General features: G+C 50.7%; 14 protein-coding genes. 10 read left to right on the top strand and 4 right to left on the bottom strand.

The genetic code is table 11. The features are described from left to right. Window positions 1-112 precede the first annotated feature (112 nt). The 3 genes from HRM2_RS10420 to HRM2_RS10410 all read left to right on the top strand — a co-directional run bounded on the left by HRM2_RS10420 (window position 113) and on the right by HRM2_RS10410 (window position 3,625). Window positions 113-1,522: an ATP-binding cassette domain-containing protein gene (locus HRM2_RS10420; protein ID WP_015903975.1), complete on the top strand. Its 1,410-nt coding sequence runs from the start codon at window positions 113-115 to the stop codon at window positions 1,520-1,522. Window positions 1,523-1,809: 287 nt separating this feature from the next. Next, the gene (locus tag HRM2_RS10415) at window positions 1,810-2,820 is read left to right on the top strand and encodes a helix-turn-helix domain-containing protein (protein WP_015903974.1); all 1,011 of its coding nucleotides are present in this window, start codon (window positions 1,810-1,812) and stop codon (window positions 2,818-2,820) included. 169 nt (window positions 2,821-2,989) lie between these two features. After that, window positions 2,990-3,625 carry an EF-hand domain-containing protein gene (locus HRM2_RS10410; protein WP_015903973.1) on the top strand — a complete coding sequence of 212 codons (636 nt, stop codon included), beginning with the start codon at window positions 2,990-2,992 and terminating at the stop codon, window positions 3,623-3,625. On the opposite strand, the gene HRM2_RS27630 is transcribed toward HRM2_RS10410, so the two are convergent. Then, the gene (locus HRM2_RS27630; protein WP_015903972.1) at window positions 3,626-3,910 is read right to left on the bottom strand and encodes a hypothetical protein; all 285 of its coding nucleotides are present in this window, start codon (window positions 3,908-3,910) and stop codon (window positions 3,626-3,628) included. A gap of 119 nt (window positions 3,911-4,029) precedes the next feature. Here HRM2_RS27630 and HRM2_RS10405 point away from each other — a divergent pair, with 119 nt between their 5' ends. The 7 genes from HRM2_RS10405 (at window position 4,030) to HRM2_RS10375 (ending at window position 13,547) form a co-directional block, all read left to right on the top strand. Further along, the gene (locus HRM2_RS10405; protein ID WP_015903971.1) at window positions 4,030-5,172 is read left to right on the top strand and encodes a ParM/StbA family protein; all 1,143 of its coding nucleotides are present in this window, start codon (window positions 4,030-4,032) and stop codon (window positions 5,170-5,172) included. Between the two features lies 1 nt (window position 5,173). Next, window positions 5,174-5,938: a nickel pincer cofactor biosynthesis protein LarB gene (gene larB, locus HRM2_RS10400; RefSeq protein ID WP_015903970.1), complete on the top strand. Its 765-nt coding sequence runs from the start codon at window positions 5,174-5,176 to the stop codon at window positions 5,936-5,938. 270 nt (window positions 5,939-6,208) lie between these two features. After that, the gene (gene ilvD / locus HRM2_RS10395) at window positions 6,209-7,879 is read left to right on the top strand and encodes a dihydroxy-acid dehydratase (RefSeq protein WP_015903969.1); all 1,671 of its coding nucleotides are present in this window, start codon (window positions 6,209-6,211) and stop codon (window positions 7,877-7,879) included. A gap of 25 nt (window positions 7,880-7,904) precedes the next feature. Beyond that, window positions 7,905-9,596 carry a biosynthetic-type acetolactate synthase large subunit gene (gene ilvB / locus HRM2_RS10390; protein WP_041273197.1) on the top strand — a complete coding sequence of 564 codons (1,692 nt, stop codon included), beginning with the start codon at window positions 7,905-7,907 and terminating at the stop codon, window positions 9,594-9,596. Between the two features lie 23 nt (window positions 9,597-9,619). Further along, entirely contained in the window at window positions 9,620-10,120 is a 501-nt protein-coding gene (gene ilvN, locus HRM2_RS10385; protein ID WP_015903967.1) for an acetolactate synthase small subunit, read from the top strand. A 202-nt stretch (window positions 10,121-10,322) separates the two neighbouring features. Further along, a complete protein-coding gene (cimA, locus tag HRM2_RS10380; protein WP_015903966.1) occupies window positions 10,323-11,915 on the top strand; it encodes a citramalate synthase in 1,593 nt (530 codons plus the stop codon). 87 nt (window positions 11,916-12,002) lie between these two features. Continuing rightward, entirely contained in the window at window positions 12,003-13,547 is a 1,545-nt protein-coding gene (locus tag HRM2_RS10375; RefSeq protein WP_015903965.1) for a 2-isopropylmalate synthase, read from the top strand. 47 nt (window positions 13,548-13,594) lie between these two features. Here HRM2_RS10375 and HRM2_RS10370 read toward each other — a convergent pair whose 3' ends face one another. Genes HRM2_RS10370 through HRM2_RS10360 form a run of 3 tightly spaced genes read right to left on the bottom strand, consistent with a single transcriptional unit; the run spans window position 13,595 to window position 17,187 of the window. After that, a complete protein-coding gene (locus tag HRM2_RS10370; protein ID WP_015903964.1) occupies window positions 13,595-14,089 on the bottom strand; it encodes a universal stress protein in 495 nt (164 codons plus the stop codon). Continuing rightward, window positions 14,086-16,182 carry a TRAP transporter permease gene (locus HRM2_RS10365; RefSeq protein WP_015903963.1) on the bottom strand — a complete coding sequence of 699 codons (2,097 nt, stop codon included), beginning with the start codon at window positions 16,180-16,182 and terminating at the stop codon, window positions 14,086-14,088. Before HRM2_RS10365 ends, HRM2_RS10370 begins: the two co-directional genes overlap by 4 nt. A gap of 12 nt (window positions 16,183-16,194) precedes the next feature. Further along, window positions 16,195-17,187 carry a TAXI family TRAP transporter solute-binding subunit gene (locus tag HRM2_RS10360; RefSeq protein ID WP_015903962.1) on the bottom strand — a complete coding sequence of 331 codons (993 nt, stop codon included), beginning with the start codon at window positions 17,185-17,187 and terminating at the stop codon, window positions 16,195-16,197. Window positions 17,188-17,364: the final 177 nt, after the last annotated feature.

The following is a 17,364-nucleotide window of genomic DNA, read 5'->3' as shown; positions in this document are numbered from 1 at the left end:
TCGCAAAAGACGCCTTGAATCGCCGCCTGCCATCCTTTGGCCGACGGCGATTCGGCCCCCGGCAGGTATTTTTTCCTGCCAAACCCCTAGAAAAGCGACTCAAATACACACCATGAGAATTATAAATGCCAGCGCCCATGACCTTTTTGTTGACCGGTTTGAGGCCGGGCCCGGGGAAGCCTGGTGTCTGGTGGGAACCAACCGGTCCGGGATTAATACTTTTTTTAAGCTGCTCGCAGGAGAGCTTTCGGATGTAAAAGCGGACCTGCTGGAACTGCCGAAAAATCCTGGGGTTGTCTCGTTCAAACGCCAGCAGGCATTGTTCGAGGAAGAGTTAAAAAAAGACGACACCGATTATCTGGACAGGATCGACCCCGGCACCCGGGCCGCCGCTTTTCTGAACAACCCGGAAGACCATGGCGATCTGATCCGGGCATTTGCCATGGCAGATTCCATGGACAAGGGATACCGCCAGCTGAGTACCGGTCAATCAAGAAAACTCATGCTCCTCGCCCAAATCACCCGGGGGGTTGAAAGCCTGGTGGTTCAGGCTCCCTATGAAGGGCTGGACCGGACAAGTCGTGACGAGCTTGACAAGGCCCTGGCCGTTTGTCATCAATGGGGGCTTCAACTTTTCATTACAATCCACAACCGGGGAGATCTCCCGGACTGGTGCACACATGTGGGGGGCATAGTCAACGGCCGAATGACCCATGCAGGTCCCCGGGCAGAAATTATGGATCAGGTTGAAGCCATTCTCCGGACAGGCCCTCCGGATTTCAAGGCCTCAATAGCAGACCTGGTTCAGAATGGAAAGTCATCGGGCAGGGACTGTGCCGATGATGTCCCATCAATGGAACTTGTCCGGCTTCAAAAGGGGTCTGCCGGGTATGACGGCAAGCCGGTATTTTCCGACCTGGACCTTTGTATCCACGCCCATGAGCACACCCTGGTCACAGGGCCTAACGGATGTGGAAAATCCACCCTGCTCCAAATGATCATGGGGGATCACCCGGCCTGCTACCGGAACGACCTTCGCATCTTCGGCATCCAGCGGGGAACTGGGGAATCCATCTGGGAACTAAAGCAGCACATGGGTATTGTCAGCCCGGACCTGCACAGAAATTACCACGTTCCAGGCAATACCCTGCACTGTATTATTTCTGGTCTATTTGACTCCATCGGCCTTTACAGGCGCTACACCCCCGAAGAGGAAAAAAAAGCAATGAAATGGCTGGAGAGAACAGGTCTTGCCCAGGAGGCCCTCACCCCTTTTCGCCAGCTTTCCTATGCCGATCAGCGCCTGGTCCTCATTGCCAGGGCCCTGATCAAGACTCCCAGGTTGCTCATACTGGATGAAGCCACCCAGGGGCTGGATGAACCAAACCGCCTGGCCGTACTTGATTTCCTGGAACAGGTGGCACGGGAACGACTGAGCACCATACTCTATGTCAGCCACCGGGAGGACGAGTATCGAACCTTTTTCACCTCCCATCTCCAGATGTCCCCCCTGACACCATGATCAAGGCCGTAAAGGATGCAACCTAAAAAGTGTTTAGGTGTAAAGCCCTGTAAAATTCAGTCCCAGGATTGAATTGTGTGGAAAATATGTTGATTCAGCCCTGACCTTGTTTTTTGAAATGCGCCTGTTACCATTAGATTACAACTAGGACTTTTTGAGTCTGAACAGGCAAAATTTACCGTGCAATGAACCAGGTCGTCATTTGGGTTTTACTGTACAGCAATTAATTTTCCCCAACCAGTCCCACAGGATTGTTTGAAGCGTTCGAAAAAGGAAGCATCCCGTATATGAGAATTAACCTGCATAAAAATGCCAGGACCACCCCTGCCCAGCGTGCTTTTATCCAGAAAGCCTCCCAGACGAGTATTTCAGACCTTGCCGATAAATTTGGCGTAAGTGAAACCACCATCCGACGATGGAAAAAACGCAAATCTGTAATAGACAACCCCCATACCCCGAAAACAATCAAGACCGCAATGACGCGGGAACAGGAGATTGTAGTAGTCCTGCTTAGAATCTGCCTTCACCTTGGTCTTGATGATCTCCTGCAGGTGGTTCAAAGATTTGTTTTTCCAGGGTGTTCAAGGTCCAGCCTGAACCGTCTTTTAAAAAGATACCATATTTCCAGACTCATCTCTTTTAAAGAAGCCCTGTCAAAGGAACACTCAAAAACTTCATCCCAAAAGATGGTCGCCAGCCTGGATGACTACCGGGGTACATATTTTTATTACAACAGAATAACCGTTCCGCAGCTGCCCGGCACCCAAGGCCCTTTCCAGGTGCAGACCCTGCTGGATAATTCTTTCCGATACGTTTATGCAGACATTAACATATCAGTAAATCAGCCGTCCCTGTCTTTTATTGAACAGGCAATTCTTCATTTTCCCCTGTCTGTTCTGGGAATCATCTTTACGGATCCCATTGCTTTCTTTGATTCTGATATGAATATGGCGGAATCTGCCCTGGACCATGTCCAGCTTATCAGAGACTACTGCCGCGTACAAAATTTAACCCCACTGCATCTTGAGACCGTTCCAAAGCAGACCACAGACCGGCTTAAACAGGAAATAAAGACCATTATTCAAAATCACCCCCAACAGATAAATCTGCATGGCTTTGATAATGAAAAGCTTTTGAAGAGTGTCTGGTTATACAATACCCGGTTAAATCTGGGATCCCTGAAACAGAACACACCCAGTCAGGCAATCCAGGACTATTATATCCATTTCCCAAACAGTTTTAGAAAAAAACCGAACCAATCCTTTGGGACATCCCCTTCCGCCAGAGGGGATGAATAAAAAGCAGGTATCTTTTTTGTATGTCCATTAACAGAATGTCAGGCTTTTGCCTGGCCATGAATATTTAAATACAAAAGATGAAAGCAGGTGATGCCTATGAATACGTGAAATCAAACATTTGAGGACACACTTTTATTAACAACGTAATTTAAATTTTAAGGAACTAAAAATGAATATTCAAGGAATTGGACAGTCATTTTCAGCCTATCAGTCGACGAGTACGCGCAGTTCCCAGGAAGCCAGTGGTGGTTTTGAACTCCCCAGTGCAGACAGCATCATGGGAAGTGATGATGACAATGGGGACGGTGTACTGAGTCTCGAAGAAACACCGATGGATGAAAATATGTTCTCTGATGTCGATTCAGATTCAGACGGCCTGTTGAGCAGTCAGGAGCTTGAAGATATGCTCTCCAATGGGCCGCCACCAATGATGGGCGGCGGTATGGGCGGCATGATGGCCGGTGGAATGGGCGGTGCTGAATCAGGGATTCAATCGATCCTGGATGCGGAAGATACTGACGAAGACGGCAGTATCAGTGAAGCAGAATCCAGTCTGTCCAGCGAGATTTTTTCAACTCTGGACACAAACCAGGATGGTGTAATCTCCCAGGATGAAATGGAAGCAGCCCAGGCTGACAGTCAAGAAAACATGAACTCGATGCAGGGAATGCCTTCCACCCAGACGTCCGGACAGAGTCAGGCAGTAAATGCCTACCGCCAGGTCATGGAATCTTTGATGACCAATTTATCAGACACAGGTTATGCTGACGCCAATCTGAGCAGCTTCATTCAGACCATGGCGTAATCATATCAAAAGGAGCGGTTTTTTGAACCGCTCCTTTTTCAACGGTTCCAGACACTTTTGGAGCCCTGAACTCAGGCTGTAGATCTTCTGCATTTGCAGGAAAAAGAATGAAACCATTCCGTTAAAAGACCTGTTCCATGGGAACGCTTCCCTTTGCCTGCCGGGCAAAGCATTCCCCCTCCCTATCAGGACCTTGCCGGTGATGGCGTCATCGTATCTGGCAAGGATCTCCCAAATCAGCAACCAGATGCCATGGACAAAGCCCCAGGCACGAAAAACAGACACGACAAAGTTTTGATCAAACCAGAATGGGATGGTTGACGAGCAACCCACGATAATGGTATGAATTCGGCCAGACAATCTTATTGGAACAAGACGGGGGGACACTTCACAGGAGGAAGATCATGGAAGTTGTTGGAATTGACGTCGGTTTTGGATTTACAAAAGCATTTAACGGCAAAAACTCCGTTGTTTTTAAATCTGTTCTGGGAGATTCCACCCAGATCCAGTTCAGATCTTCCCTTGGCGATGACCAGGATAACTCAAACCTCCACGTCACCCTGGACGGCAAATCCTACTTTATCGGCAGCTATGCTGAACAACAGTCCAATGTCAAGGAATTTACCCTGGACCAGGATAAACTGCTGACAGACTTTGTAAAGGTACTTGCCTTAACAGCCATTGGTGTGTGCTGTGAAAACAACGCCTCGCTCAATGTGGTGTCCGGGCTGCCCGTAGGATTTTTAACAAGGGATTACAAACGCTTTGCCGACCTCCTCACCGGTCGCCACGAAATCATTTTTCACTATGAAAACAAAGACGATATCACCCGAAGAATTCATATTAATAAGATCCAAATGATCCCCCAGCCCATTGGTAGCATATTTAATCTGCTCATGGACGACAGGGGTAAAATCACCGACCGGAAACTCTCCGGTCAGAAGATCGGGGTGGTTGACATTGGGTTCAAGACAACCGATTTCAGCATATTTGACCATCTTCAATATATTGAACGAAGCTCCACCACCATGGATACGGGGATTTCCAAATGCTTTTCCTTAATTGCCAACAAACTTCGCCAGGAAAGCGGCGTAAACATAGAACTATACCGCATGTTCTCATTCATCGAATCGGGTGCAATAAAGATCAGGGGAAGGGAGTATAACATCGCAAACCTTAAAAAAAGGGTTTACGCCCATGCCGCTGCCGCCATCGCAGCCGATGTGAACCGGCTCTGGGAAGAGGACTGGGATATGGACTCCATCATTCTTTCAGGCGGAGGAAGCATGGAACTTGCTCCCTTTCTCCGATCCCTGATTCAAGGCAACGTCATCCCCATTGCCAACGACGTTGATACAAGGCTCAACAACGTCCAGGGATACCTGAAATTCGGCAGGCACAAATGGGGATACACCGAGACGCCCGTCTCTGACCTGCCGGACAACAAAGAGACCACTACTGAAACGAACAAGGACACAGCACTGGAAAGCGACCAGAATTCCGGGGAAACCAAGGGCCGAGGATGGCTCAAGGGCAGTCGAACCTGACATGAATCAACAACGACTCAAAGAAATGCTCGACCAAGTGGCAAAGGGAGTTCTGTCCCCGGAACAAGCCGAAACTGCGCTCAAGGACTTGGCCTTTGAAAGCATAGACTACGCCCACATCGACCACCACAGGTCCTTGCGTAAGGGGTTTCCAGAGGTGATCTTTGGCCAGGGCAAAACCGCCGAACAGATCATCGGCATCATGCAGGCCATGGCAAAAAACGAAGAAATCATCCTGATCACACGCATGGACCGGCAAAAAGCAGACCAGGTCAGAGCCATTTTCCAGGAAGCCGAGTATGATGAAGCTGCAAGGATACTACTGTTAAAAACACGGGAACCCCAGATCAGGTCAAAGGGTGAAATCCTGGTCATCACGGCCGGGACTTCAGACATTCCCGTCGCAAAAGAGGCCATGATCACTGCAAAAGCCATGGGCAACCGGGTTAACTCCATCTTTGACGTGGGGGTTGCGGGAATCCACCGGCTCTTTGCCCATGGACGCCAGATACAGGCGGCTTCAGTTCTGGTTGTTGTGGCCGGAATGGAAGGCGCCCTTCCAAGTGTTGTGGCAGGCATGGTCCGTGCCCCGGTGATAGCCGTTCCCACAAGCGTGGGTTATGGAACAAGTTTTGGGGGCATGACAGCTCTCTTGGGCATGCTCAACTCCTGTTCGTCCAACGTTGCCGTGGTTAATATCGACAATGGATTTGGCGCTGGATTCATGGCTGCGACCATCAACCAGATGCCAGACAAGGGGGAATAATTTGTTATCAACGATTTTCTCCTTGACAACCTGAAAGACTATCGTTAAGATTTGCAGATTATTAAATTTAACAAAATTTTAAGATTAGGATTTAGCGACAAGAGATGAAGAAAAACCTTATTATTAGCGTGCTACTATCAGTCGTCGTGGAGGTGATTATTATCACCTTCCAGAGGAAGGGCTGAGGCTGGCATAGTTAAAATAAGATATTTAAAAGCCGTTATCAGCCCAGAGCTGATAACGGCTTTTTTCATTTAACGGAGACGGGATATGAGAAGCGATACAGCCAAAAAAGGAATTGCACGGGCACCCCACCGAAGCCTCATGAAGGCCGTGGGATTTACTGACGAAGAGATCCAACGCCCCCTGGTGGGCATTGCCAACTCAGCCAATGAACTTATCCCCGGCCACATGCACCTTGACACCATTGTAAAGGCCGTGAAGGCCGGCATCACCATGGCAGGCGGAACCCCCATGGAATTTTCCACCATTGGGGTGTGCGACGGCATTGCCATGAACCACAAGGGCATGCACTACTCCCTTGCCAGCAGGGAACTCATTGCAGACTCCATAGAGGTCACGGCAATGGCCCATCCATTTGACGCCATTGTCATGGTACCTAATTGTGACAAAATTGTTCCAGGAATGATCATGGCAGCAGCACGGCTCAACATTCCGGCCATTATCATGAGCGGCGGCCCCATGCTGCCAGGCATCACCCCCGGAGGCGGTTCCAAGAAAATCGACCTCATCTCGGTATTTGAGGCAGTGGGTGCCGTGAACAAAGGCACCATGACCGAATCTGAACTCACCCGGATCGAGGATGCCGCCTGCCCCACCTGCGGATCATGCGCCGGGATGTTCACGGCCAACTCCATGAACTGCCTGACCGAGGCCATCGGTATTGGCCTTCCAGGCAATGGAACCATTCCTGCCCCCATGTCCGAAAGAATCCGCCTTGCCAAACAGGCAGGCATGCGTGTGATGGAACTATATAATAAGGATATCACCCCCCTGAATATCCTCACTCCAGAGGCATTCAGAAACGCACTGGCCGTTGACATGGCCCTTGGCTGTTCAACGAACACGGTGCTCCATCTCAAGGCCATTGCCCATGAGGCAGGCGTTGACATCGACCTTGATCTCATCAACGAAATCAGCAGAAAAACCCCCCATCTATGCTCGCTGAGTCCTGGAGGAAAAGACCACCTTGTGGATCTCAACCGGGCCGGCGGAATTCCAGCCGTAATGCGTCAACTGCTGGATGCAGGGCTTTTAAACGGCGAATGCCTCACGGTAACGGGACACCGAGTAAAGGATAATCTTGCCGCCACACCAGTTAAGGACCGAGAGGTTATACGCCCCATGGACAACCCCTACCATACCCAGGGAGGACTTGCCGTTCTTTTCGGGAATATCGCCCCTGAAGGATGCGTGGTCAAGCAGTCGGCTGTGAAGCCTGAAATGCTCCAGCACCAGGGTCCTGCAAGGGTTTTTCATTCAGAAGAGGCAGCAACGGAAGCCATCATGTCGAACTCCATACAAAAGGGTGATGTCATCGTCATCCTTTACGAGGGACCTGCCGGCGGACCGGGCATGCGGGAAATGCTCACCCCCACCTCTGCCATTGCAGGCATGGGCCTTGATGCACAAGTAGCCCTGATCACAGACGGACGGTTCTCGGGCGGAACCAAAGGCGCATCCATTGGCCACCTCTCACCCGAAGCCATGGAGGGTGGCACCCTTGCCGCCGTCACAGAAGGAGATATAATCAAGATCGATATCCCTGCAAAACAAATCGACCTTATGGTGGATCAAGCAACCATCGACCAGAGGCTGAGCGCTTGGAAACGCCCTGAACCCAAAATAAAAACAGGCTATCTGGCCCGGTATGCAAGACAGGTCACCTCCGCAGGAAACGGCGCTGTTTTTAAAGATTAAAGACCCCAATGCAAGGAGAAAGATGATGAAATTGACAGGCGCTCAAATCCTGATCAAAATGATAAAATCCCAGGGGGTTGATACCATTTTCGGCTATCCCGGAGGGGCGGTCATAGACATCTATGACGAGCTTGCCAGCAACCCGGATTTGCGACATATCCTTGTTCGCCATGAGCAGGGAGCCATCCATGCGGCAGACGCCTATTCCAGGGCAAAGGGCGACATCGGTGTGGCACTTGTCACCTCGGGACCCGGTGCTACAAATGCCGTCACCGGCATTGCATCAGCCTACATGGATTCCATTCCCATTGTGGTGTTCACAGGCCAGGTCAACTCGTCCCTGATCGGCAACGACGCCTTTCAGGAGGTTGACATCGTGGGGATCACCCGGCCCTGCACCAAGCACAACTACCTTGTGAAAAAAATCGAAAACCTTGCCAGGATCATCAAAGAGGCCTTTTTCATTGCCAGGTCAGGACGCCCCGGACCCGTGCTTGTGGATCTGCCCAAGGATGTGATGACCGCTACCATAGAATTTGAAGAACCACCCGAGGTTCATATCAAATCCTACCGACCGACCTACTCGCCCAACAAAAAACAGCTGGCCAAGGTGGTTCAGCTCATCAACAAAGCAAAGCGACCCATCATATTTTCAGGCGGCGGGGTGGTTCTTTCAAAGGCATCCGAAGAGATAACAGACCTTGCAAAAATGGCGAACATCCCGGTAACCGCATCCCTCATGGGACTGGGGACTTTTCCGGCTTCCCATCCGTTGTGGCTTGGGATGCCCGGCATGCACGGAACCTTCCGGGCCAACATGAGCATAGGCGAATGCGATCTTATGATCGCAGCCGGTGTAAGATTTGACGACCGGGTCACAGGTCGCCTGGAAAAATTTGCACCCAAGGCAAAAATCGTTCAGATCGACATAGATCCCACCTCCATCCACAAGAATGTCAGTGTGGACTGTCCCATTGTGGGCGATTGCAAAAAAAGCCTGGCCCTGCTCAACCAGATGATGAAACGACAAATTGATCAAGCCTCGGTTGACGCACGCAGCGAGTGGATTGAAACCATCGAAAACTGGAAATCGACCATGCCCCTGGGGTACAACCAGAACGAAGAAATCATCAAACCCCAGTTTGTCATTGAAACCCTCCACGAACTCACCCAGGGCAAGGCCATCATCACCACTGAGGTAGGCCAGAATCAGATGTGGACGGCCCAGTATTACGGCTTTGACCGACCCAATCATTTCATCACCTCAGGCGGTCTCGGTGTAATGGGGTTCGGGTTGCCTGCCGCCATTGGTGCCAAGGCTGCCTGTCCTGACAAGACGGTCATCGATATTGCAGGCGACGGCAGCATCCAGATGAACATCCAGGAGATGACCACCTCCCTTGAGGCCAGACTGCCGGTAAAGGTGGTGATCCTCAACAACCGCTACCTTGGCATGGTTCGCCAGTGGCAGGATCTTTTCTATGACAAACGTTACGCTTCCACCAACATGGAGTGTGCCCCGGATTTTGTCAAACTTGCCGAAGCCTACGGTGCAACGGGCCTCAGGGCCTCAAAGCCTTCCGAGGTACGAGAGACCCTGAAACAGGGGCTTGCCACGGAGGGTACGGTGGTCATGGATTTTATCGTTGAGCGTGAAGAGATGGTCTACCCCATGGTTCCGGCGGGTAAATCCCTCTCTGAAATGCTGCTGGTCTAAAAAACAAACAAAAGGGACTCACCATGACCATTAAAAAACATATTTTATCCATTCTCGTTGATAACGAGCCCGGTGTCCTTTCAAGGATTGCAGGGCTGTTCAGCGGCAGAGGTTACAACATCGACACCCTTTCCGTTGCCCAGACCATGGAGTCAACGGCATCCAGGGTCACCATGGAGACCAGTGGGGATGAACACATCGTCGAGCAGATCATCAAGCAACTCCACAAACTGATCAATGTCATCACCGTGGTGGATCTTACGGAAAAACGACATGTCAAGAGAGAACTTGCCCTGATCAAGGTCCATGCGAAATCCGAACACAGGGCCGAAATCCTGAGAATTGTGGATATCTTCAGGTGCAGGGTGGTGGATGTTGCCCAGGATTATTACACCATTGAAATCTCAGGCAACGAGGAAAAACTCATGGCCATCATGGATCTTTTGACCCCCATGGGCATCATTGAAACAGCAAGAACAGGATCCATCGCCCTATCAAGGGAGAAGACCACAAAGCGAACCTGAGGGGGACAGCTATCACCCTCAAAACCCACTCTGCCCCTGACTACCAGGAGCGACTGGAAGAGGAACTAAAAGAGATCCACGAATCAGAGATGTTAAGTGCAGGCCGTGCCATTTGATGGCTGCAGTCGCCCAAAATCTGATCGGGATATAGAATGGGATCAGGCGAGCCTTATTGCCTGATCCCGATTAACTGGAGAAAAAGATGAAACAGGTGCTAATTTATGACACCACCTTGAGGGACGGAATGCAGGGGGAAAATATCTGCTTTTCCCCGGAAGAAAAGGTGAAAATAGCCCAGAAACTCGATGATATGGGTATCCACTATATTGAAGGCGGATGGCCCGGTTCCAACCCCAGTGCCGTGCGTTTTTTCGACCTGATCAAGGATGTCAAGTTTAAATGCGCAAAAATTGCAGCCTTTGGTTCAACGCGCAGGGCAAACACCCGGGCCCGGGAGGACCGCAATCTCCAGGCCCTGGTCAAATGCGGTGCACCGGTTGTCACCATATTTGGAAAAAGTTGGAATCTCCATGTGGAAAAGATCATGAACAACACCGCCGAAGAAAACCTTGCCATGATCGAAGAGAGCATTGTTTTCCTCATTGGGGAAAAACGTGAAGTGATCTACGATGCAGAACATTTTTTTGACGGGTTCATTGCTGATCCCGACTATGCGATTGCCACATTAAAGGCTGCGATAAAAGGTGGATGCAAGACATTGGTACTCTGCGACACCAACGGGGGCACCCTGCCCCATGAATTAGAAAAAATCACCCGAACCGTGACTGCCACCATGGAACAGACCTATGATTTTCCCGTTCAGATAGGCATCCACACCCACAACGACATCGGAATGGCCGTTGCCAACGCCATAACCGCCGTCAGGGCCGGGGCCGGCATGGTCCAGGGCACAATCAACGGTTATGGAGAACGATGCGGCAATGCAGATCTCACTTCCATCATCCCAATCCTTGCCCTTAAAATGGATAGTCCCTGTGTTAGTCCGGAAAACCTGAAAAAATTACTGCCCCTGTCCAGGTTTGTCAGTGAAACCGCCAACATGACCCCTTTAAATTCAAGACCCTTTGTGGGAAAGAGCGCATTTACCCACAAGGGGGGAATCCATGTAAGCGCCGTGATGAAACAATCCTGCGCCTACGAGCACATGGACCCCTCCCTTGTGGGCAACAAGCGCAGGGTTCTTGTGTCGGAACAGTCGGGAAAGAGCAACGTCCTGTACAAGGCAAAGGAGATGGGACTTGATCTTGGCCCTGATGACGCCTTCAGCCAGAACATCATCTCAGCCATCAAGGAGCTTGAAGAAGACGGGTATCAGTTTGACGTGGCCGAAGGGTCCCTCAAAATCATCATGGAAAAACTGTCTGAACAGTATGAGTCACACTTTGAACTTGAATCCTTCCGGGTTTCCATTGAAAAAAACAGAGACCAACCCTGCTATGCCCATGCCACCATCAAAATACGTGTGGGTGACACCTTTGAAATCACAGCAGCAGAAGGAGATGGTCCAGTCAGTGCCCTTGACAACGCCCTTCGTAAAGCGCTGACCAAGATTTACCCGACCATCAGCGACATGCACCTCATCGACTTCAAGGTCCGGGTGATCGAGGGCAGCGGGTCCACTGACTCCAAGGTTCGGGTTCTTATTGAGTCAAGGGATGAAAATAATATTTTCAGCACAATTGGCGTAAGCGAGGATATCATCGAGGCAAGCTGGCAGGCCCTGGCCGACAGTTTCCAGTATAAACTTGCCCTTGACAAGGAAAATTCAGTTTAACGACCCTGCCCCAATGGGGGGCAACCAAAATAAAAACGCAATAATAGCGTCTGACAAAAGTTTCATATAATTAAAAAAGAGGATGCCATGGAACAGAAGAACAAAGTAGTCATTTTCGACACCACCCTCCGGGATGGTGAGCAATCACCCGGAGCAAGCATGAACACAGCGGAAAAACTTCGCATTGCCACTCAGCTTGAACTTCTAGGGGTGGATGTGATCGAGGCAGGCTTTCCGGCAGCCTCCAAGGGAGATTTCGTTGCCGTTGAGGCCATTGCACGAAAACTCAAAAAATGCCAGGTGGCAGGCCTCTGCCGGGCCTCAGAGGATGACATTACCCTGGCCTGGGATGCCATCAAGGATGCGGCCTTCCCGAGAATTCACACCTTTATTGCAACCTCTGATATTCATCTTAAGTATAAGCTCAAGATGACTCGGGAGGAGGTGCTGGAAAATGCCGTCAATGCCGTACGCTATGCGGCATCGTTGACGCCCAACGTGGAATTTTCCGCAGAAGACGGCTCCAGGAGCGATCCTGATTTTCTCTGCAAGGTATTTGAGGCAGTCATTGATGCAGGCGCAACAACGGTCAACCTGCCTGATACCGTTGGGTATGCCGTTCCCGAAGAGTTTGCCGCCCTTGTAACCCATGTGTTGAAAAACACACCCAACATTGACCGGGCTGTTTTAAGTGTCCACTGCCACAACGACCTTGGGCTTGCCACGGCAAATACCCTTGCCGCCATAAGGGCAGGTGCCCGCCAGGCAGAGGTGACTGTCAACGGCATTGGTGAAAGGGCTGGCAACACCTCCCTTGAAGAGGTGGTCATGTCCCTGGGCACCCGGCCTAACTTCTTTAACGAGATGACCTCCATTGACACCACAAGGATCTACCCCACAAGCCGGCTTGTGAGCATGATCACCGGCATCATGATTCAACCCAACCGGGCCATTGTGGGGGCCAACGCCTTTGCCCACGAGGCAGGCATCCACCAGGACGGAATGCTCAAAAACCCCATGACCTACGAGATCATGAAGCCTGAAACCGTTGGGGTCAATAAAAACAGCCTGGTCCTTGGCAAACATTCAGGCCGTCACGCCCTTTACGCCCATATTTCAGAAAAGGGGTATAACCTGTCCGAGGAAGAACTCAACATTGTGTTTGAAAAATTCAAGCATTTGGCTGACAGGAAAAAGAGCATCCTTGATGAGGATATTGACGCACTTGTGAACGAAGGGGTTTTAAGGGGATCAGAGGTATTCTGTCTCAAATATCTCCATGTTTCAAGCGGCACCACCGTCTGCCCCCATGCCAGCGTTCATCTAACCATCAACGACCGCCTGGTTAAGGGTGCCACAGAAGGCAACGGACCCATTGACTCTGTGTTCAATACCATCTCCCGACTGACCGGTACCAAATCCGAACTGCTCCGTTTTACCGTGAGCGCACTTACCGAGGGAACAGATTCCCAGGGCGAAGTAACGGTACGCCTTTCAGAGGGTGGTATCGTTGCCCTTGGAAAGGGATCGGACCCTGACATCATCACCGCAAGTGCCCTTGCCTACATCAACGGACTCAACCGGCTGGAGTATCTCAAATCCAATCCCGTGGTGAGACTGGAGGCGCTTTAGTTTACCGGCGAAACAACCCCCGAGTCTTTAGCTCAGGGGTTGTTGACTCAATCCATGTGAATCCGCTTTAGGAGTCTTTTTCTGCACGCTTCTCCCCTGTAGGAGAAAATAGGCACAGGCGAATGCTGAAAAACCTGCTTGGCAACATCCCCGACAATTGTGCTTTTAAGGCTGGATCTCCCCCGGGTACCCATGACCACCAAATCCGGGGATTCCCGAACAATGGTGTGGATGATCTCGTCTGCAGGATGGCCGATCCTGAAAAGAATTTTCACACGTTTTGAAGGAAAACCGTTATTGTCGACAATCTGGTTCATCAGGGCTTTCCGCTCTTGCTTGACCGTTTCGATATATTGATTTTCATCAACGTCATATCCCATGGCTGCAACCCCTGCAATGGATTCTATATCCCTTGAATTGATGACGCTCAGCACTAGAATATCAGAATCGTACTTCAGGGCAACGTCTGCGGCGCAGTCAAAAATCTCCCGGGAAAATTCGGTCATGGCAAGGGGGGTCAATATTTTCTTTATGATTTTCATAATTTATTCCCAAAGGCCTCCTTTGCCGTCATGCTGTTTTGTACCGGCATTCTCGGTCTCTGCATGAGAAAGAGAAGACCAAACAGGGCCATGCCCATGGGGTAGACCCAATACCGCTGATCATGGGGGATACCAAGTAATGGGGCCACGGCGTCGGGCCGCATGAGCATGAAGGTCACCCCAAGAAAAAGCGGCACCTCATAGAAGCGGTTCTTGGCGATAAACCAGCCCTGGGTGGCCGAAGCAAAGGCAAAATTGCCAAAGCAGGCCATGGAAAATATCAGAATTCCCTGGGGCCAGGAGGTGATGTTGTGCAGTATCAGGTCGGCGTTAAAAATAAACATAAAGGGAAGAATAGCGGTTCTGATGTCGTACATGAACCCCTGGATACCCGTGGCAATGGGCGGCGATTTTGCAATGGCCGCAGCGGCATAGGCCGCAAGCCCCACAGGGGGCGTATCATCGGCCAGGATACCAAAGTAGAAGCAGAACAGATGGGCCGACATCAATGGGACGATAAAATCATTGGCCCCACCGATCATAACAATGGCAGGCGCCGTTAACGATGCCATAACAATATAAGTGGCCGTGGTGGGAAGCCCCATGCCGATAATGAGGCTGGCTAAAGCCGTGATTACGAGCATGAGGAAAATATTGCCCATGGACAGCACATCGATCACCTGGGTGATCAGGCCGCCAAGCCCCAGGGCCACAACACCCACAATAATTCCTGCGGCAGCCGTTGCAAGGGCCACGGACACCATGTTCCTGCCCCCCGATGCAAGGGCTGAAAAGATATTGACAATGCTCTGCCTGAAGGCAGGGACCAGGGGTTGTTTGTTTCGCCATGCCTTGAACGGCTCCTGGATGACCATGATCAGGGCCATCACCCAGATGGCGTTAAAGGCAGATAATTCAGGGGAATGCCGCTTGACGATCAACTCATAGAGCAGCATCAACAGGGGAATCAAGAAATGAACCCCGCTTAAAAGGGTTTCCATGAACGGCGGAAGTTCCTTTCTGGGCAACCCCTGGATGCCAAGCTTTGATGCTTCGATGTGGGAAATGTAAAAAAGGGCCGCATAGGAGGCAAAGGCAGGCACTGCAGCAGCCTTGACCACCTCAATATAGGGAACGTTGACATACTCTGCAATGATGAACGCTGCAGCCCCCATAATGGGCGGGGCCAGCTGTCCGTCGGTGCTTGCAGCCACTTCCACGGCTGCGGCCTTTGTGGCGGGGTACCCCACTTTTTTCATCATGGGTATGGTGAATGTGCCGGTGGTAACGATGTTGGCAATACTTGAACCTGACACCATACCCGTAAGGCCGCTACCCATGATGGCGGCCTTTGCAGGGCCACCCTTGAAGCCCCCAAGCAGACTCAAGGACAGCCGGATAAAATATTTACCTCCCCCGGCCTTGTCGAGCATGGCACCAAAGAGCACAAAGAGAAACACAATGGTGGCGGACACGTCCAAAGGGATGCCGTAGATGCCTTCGGAAGACATGGTCATCTGACCGACAAACCGGCTAAGAGAAGTCCCCTTAAAGGCAATGAGATCCGGCATGTAGGGCCCAAGGAACGAGTAACCAATAAAACAGATGGCAATGACGGGAAGGGCCGGACCGATCACCCGTCTTGCTCCCTCAAGAAGAAGAATGGTCAATGTCATGCCAAAGACAATATCCCGTCCGATGGGAAGCCCGTAACGCTGGGTGATGCCTGTATAATCGAGCATGATATAAAGTGCTGAAACACAGGCAACGGTTGCCACCATAAAATCCAACACGGGAATACGGCGCTTGGCCGACAAAAAACCAAGACCAAAATGGCGTTCTTTAAAAAATGGAAAGTTAAGAAACACGATGGTCAGGGCAAAGGCAAGATGGATGGCCCGGATAAAAATCGTATCCAGAATCAGCCAACTGGCAATGGAGAGCTGGAACAGACTCCAGACCACGGCAATTCCGGGAATGAGAAAACGTAAAGGTCCCTTTACCCGTCGACCAATGCCTGCCTCCTCATCGGCAAGTTTCTGGGCCAGATTCTGGCCCGCTTCATCCTGGTGGTATTCCTCAACGGCATTCATGGGATTCACCTTTTACTTTAGTCCCGCCTCCTTGTAGTAGCGCATGGCTCCCGGATGGATGGGGGCAGAAAGACCTTCAAGCATGTTCTGTTTGGTCAGCACCTTGTAGGCAGGATGGAGTTTTTTGAAATCTTCAAAATTTTCAAACACCTCCTTTGTAATGGCGTAGACCACATCATCGGGAACCTTAGCTGAGGTAACCAGGGTGGCTTTAACGCCAAAAGTTTTAATGTCTGAATCATTGACTGCTGCAGGATAATTTTCAACAACCGGAACCATGGCCGTGGCATAGTAGGGAAGTCTTTTAATCAGGGCATCAATGCCCGGGCCTTCGATGGGAACAAAGGTGACTTTTCTGACACCTGCCGTGGCTTCCTTGAACGAGCCATTGGGATGACCCACGGTATAGAAGAACGCATCGATCCGCTCATCCTGGAGAAGACCTGCAGCCTCTGCGGCCTTGATCCCTTCTGCAATAATATCCTTTTCCCAGTCAATGCCCACGGCTGTCAAGGCGTCAATGGCGTTCTGCCTGTGGCCAGAACCGGGATTTCCAATATTGACCCGTTTGCCCTTGAGGTCCTGAATACTCTTGATGTTGGCATCAACGGCTGCAACCAGGGTGCACGATTCAGGATGAATGCTGAAAACGGCCCTTAGGTCGGCCTGGGGTTTCCCGTCCCACTCGGACATTTTTGTTCCATGGACGGCCTGGTATTGACGGTCCGACTGAACCACGCCGAACTCAAGATCGCCTGCCATGACGGCATTGACGTTAAACACAGACCCGCCCGTGGATTCGACGGTGCAGCGAATTCCGTACTCTTTTCTCTTCTTGTTCACGATCTTTGAAATGGCACCGCCTGTTGGGTAATAAACCCCTGTTATACCGCCGGTTCCAATGGTTACAAAGGTTGTTTTTGCCGCAACTTCAGTCACTTGCATTCCAAGAAAAAAGACCAGGGACACGACGATGGAAAGACCAGAAATTAACATTCGTTTCATTCAGAAATCTCCTTTTGAAAATAGTTAGCTGCATTAAACATCTAAAAGCAGTATTACCGTTTTTTTCAACACCTGCCCGGGAAACGGCAGTCAGGGTGGTTCTGATGGCCCCTGAACGGAAAGTTCAGGGGCAGATTGGATTAAAAACCCATAGGAATTGACACTTAATATTTGTAA

This window comes from Desulforapulum autotrophicum HRM2 (assembly GCF_000020365.1).
In the GTDB taxonomy this organism is placed as follows: Bacteria; Desulfobacterota; Desulfobacteria; order Desulfobacterales; family Desulfobacteraceae; genus Desulforapulum; species Desulforapulum autotrophicum.
This window is presented reverse-complemented; position numbering and strand designations above follow the sequence as displayed.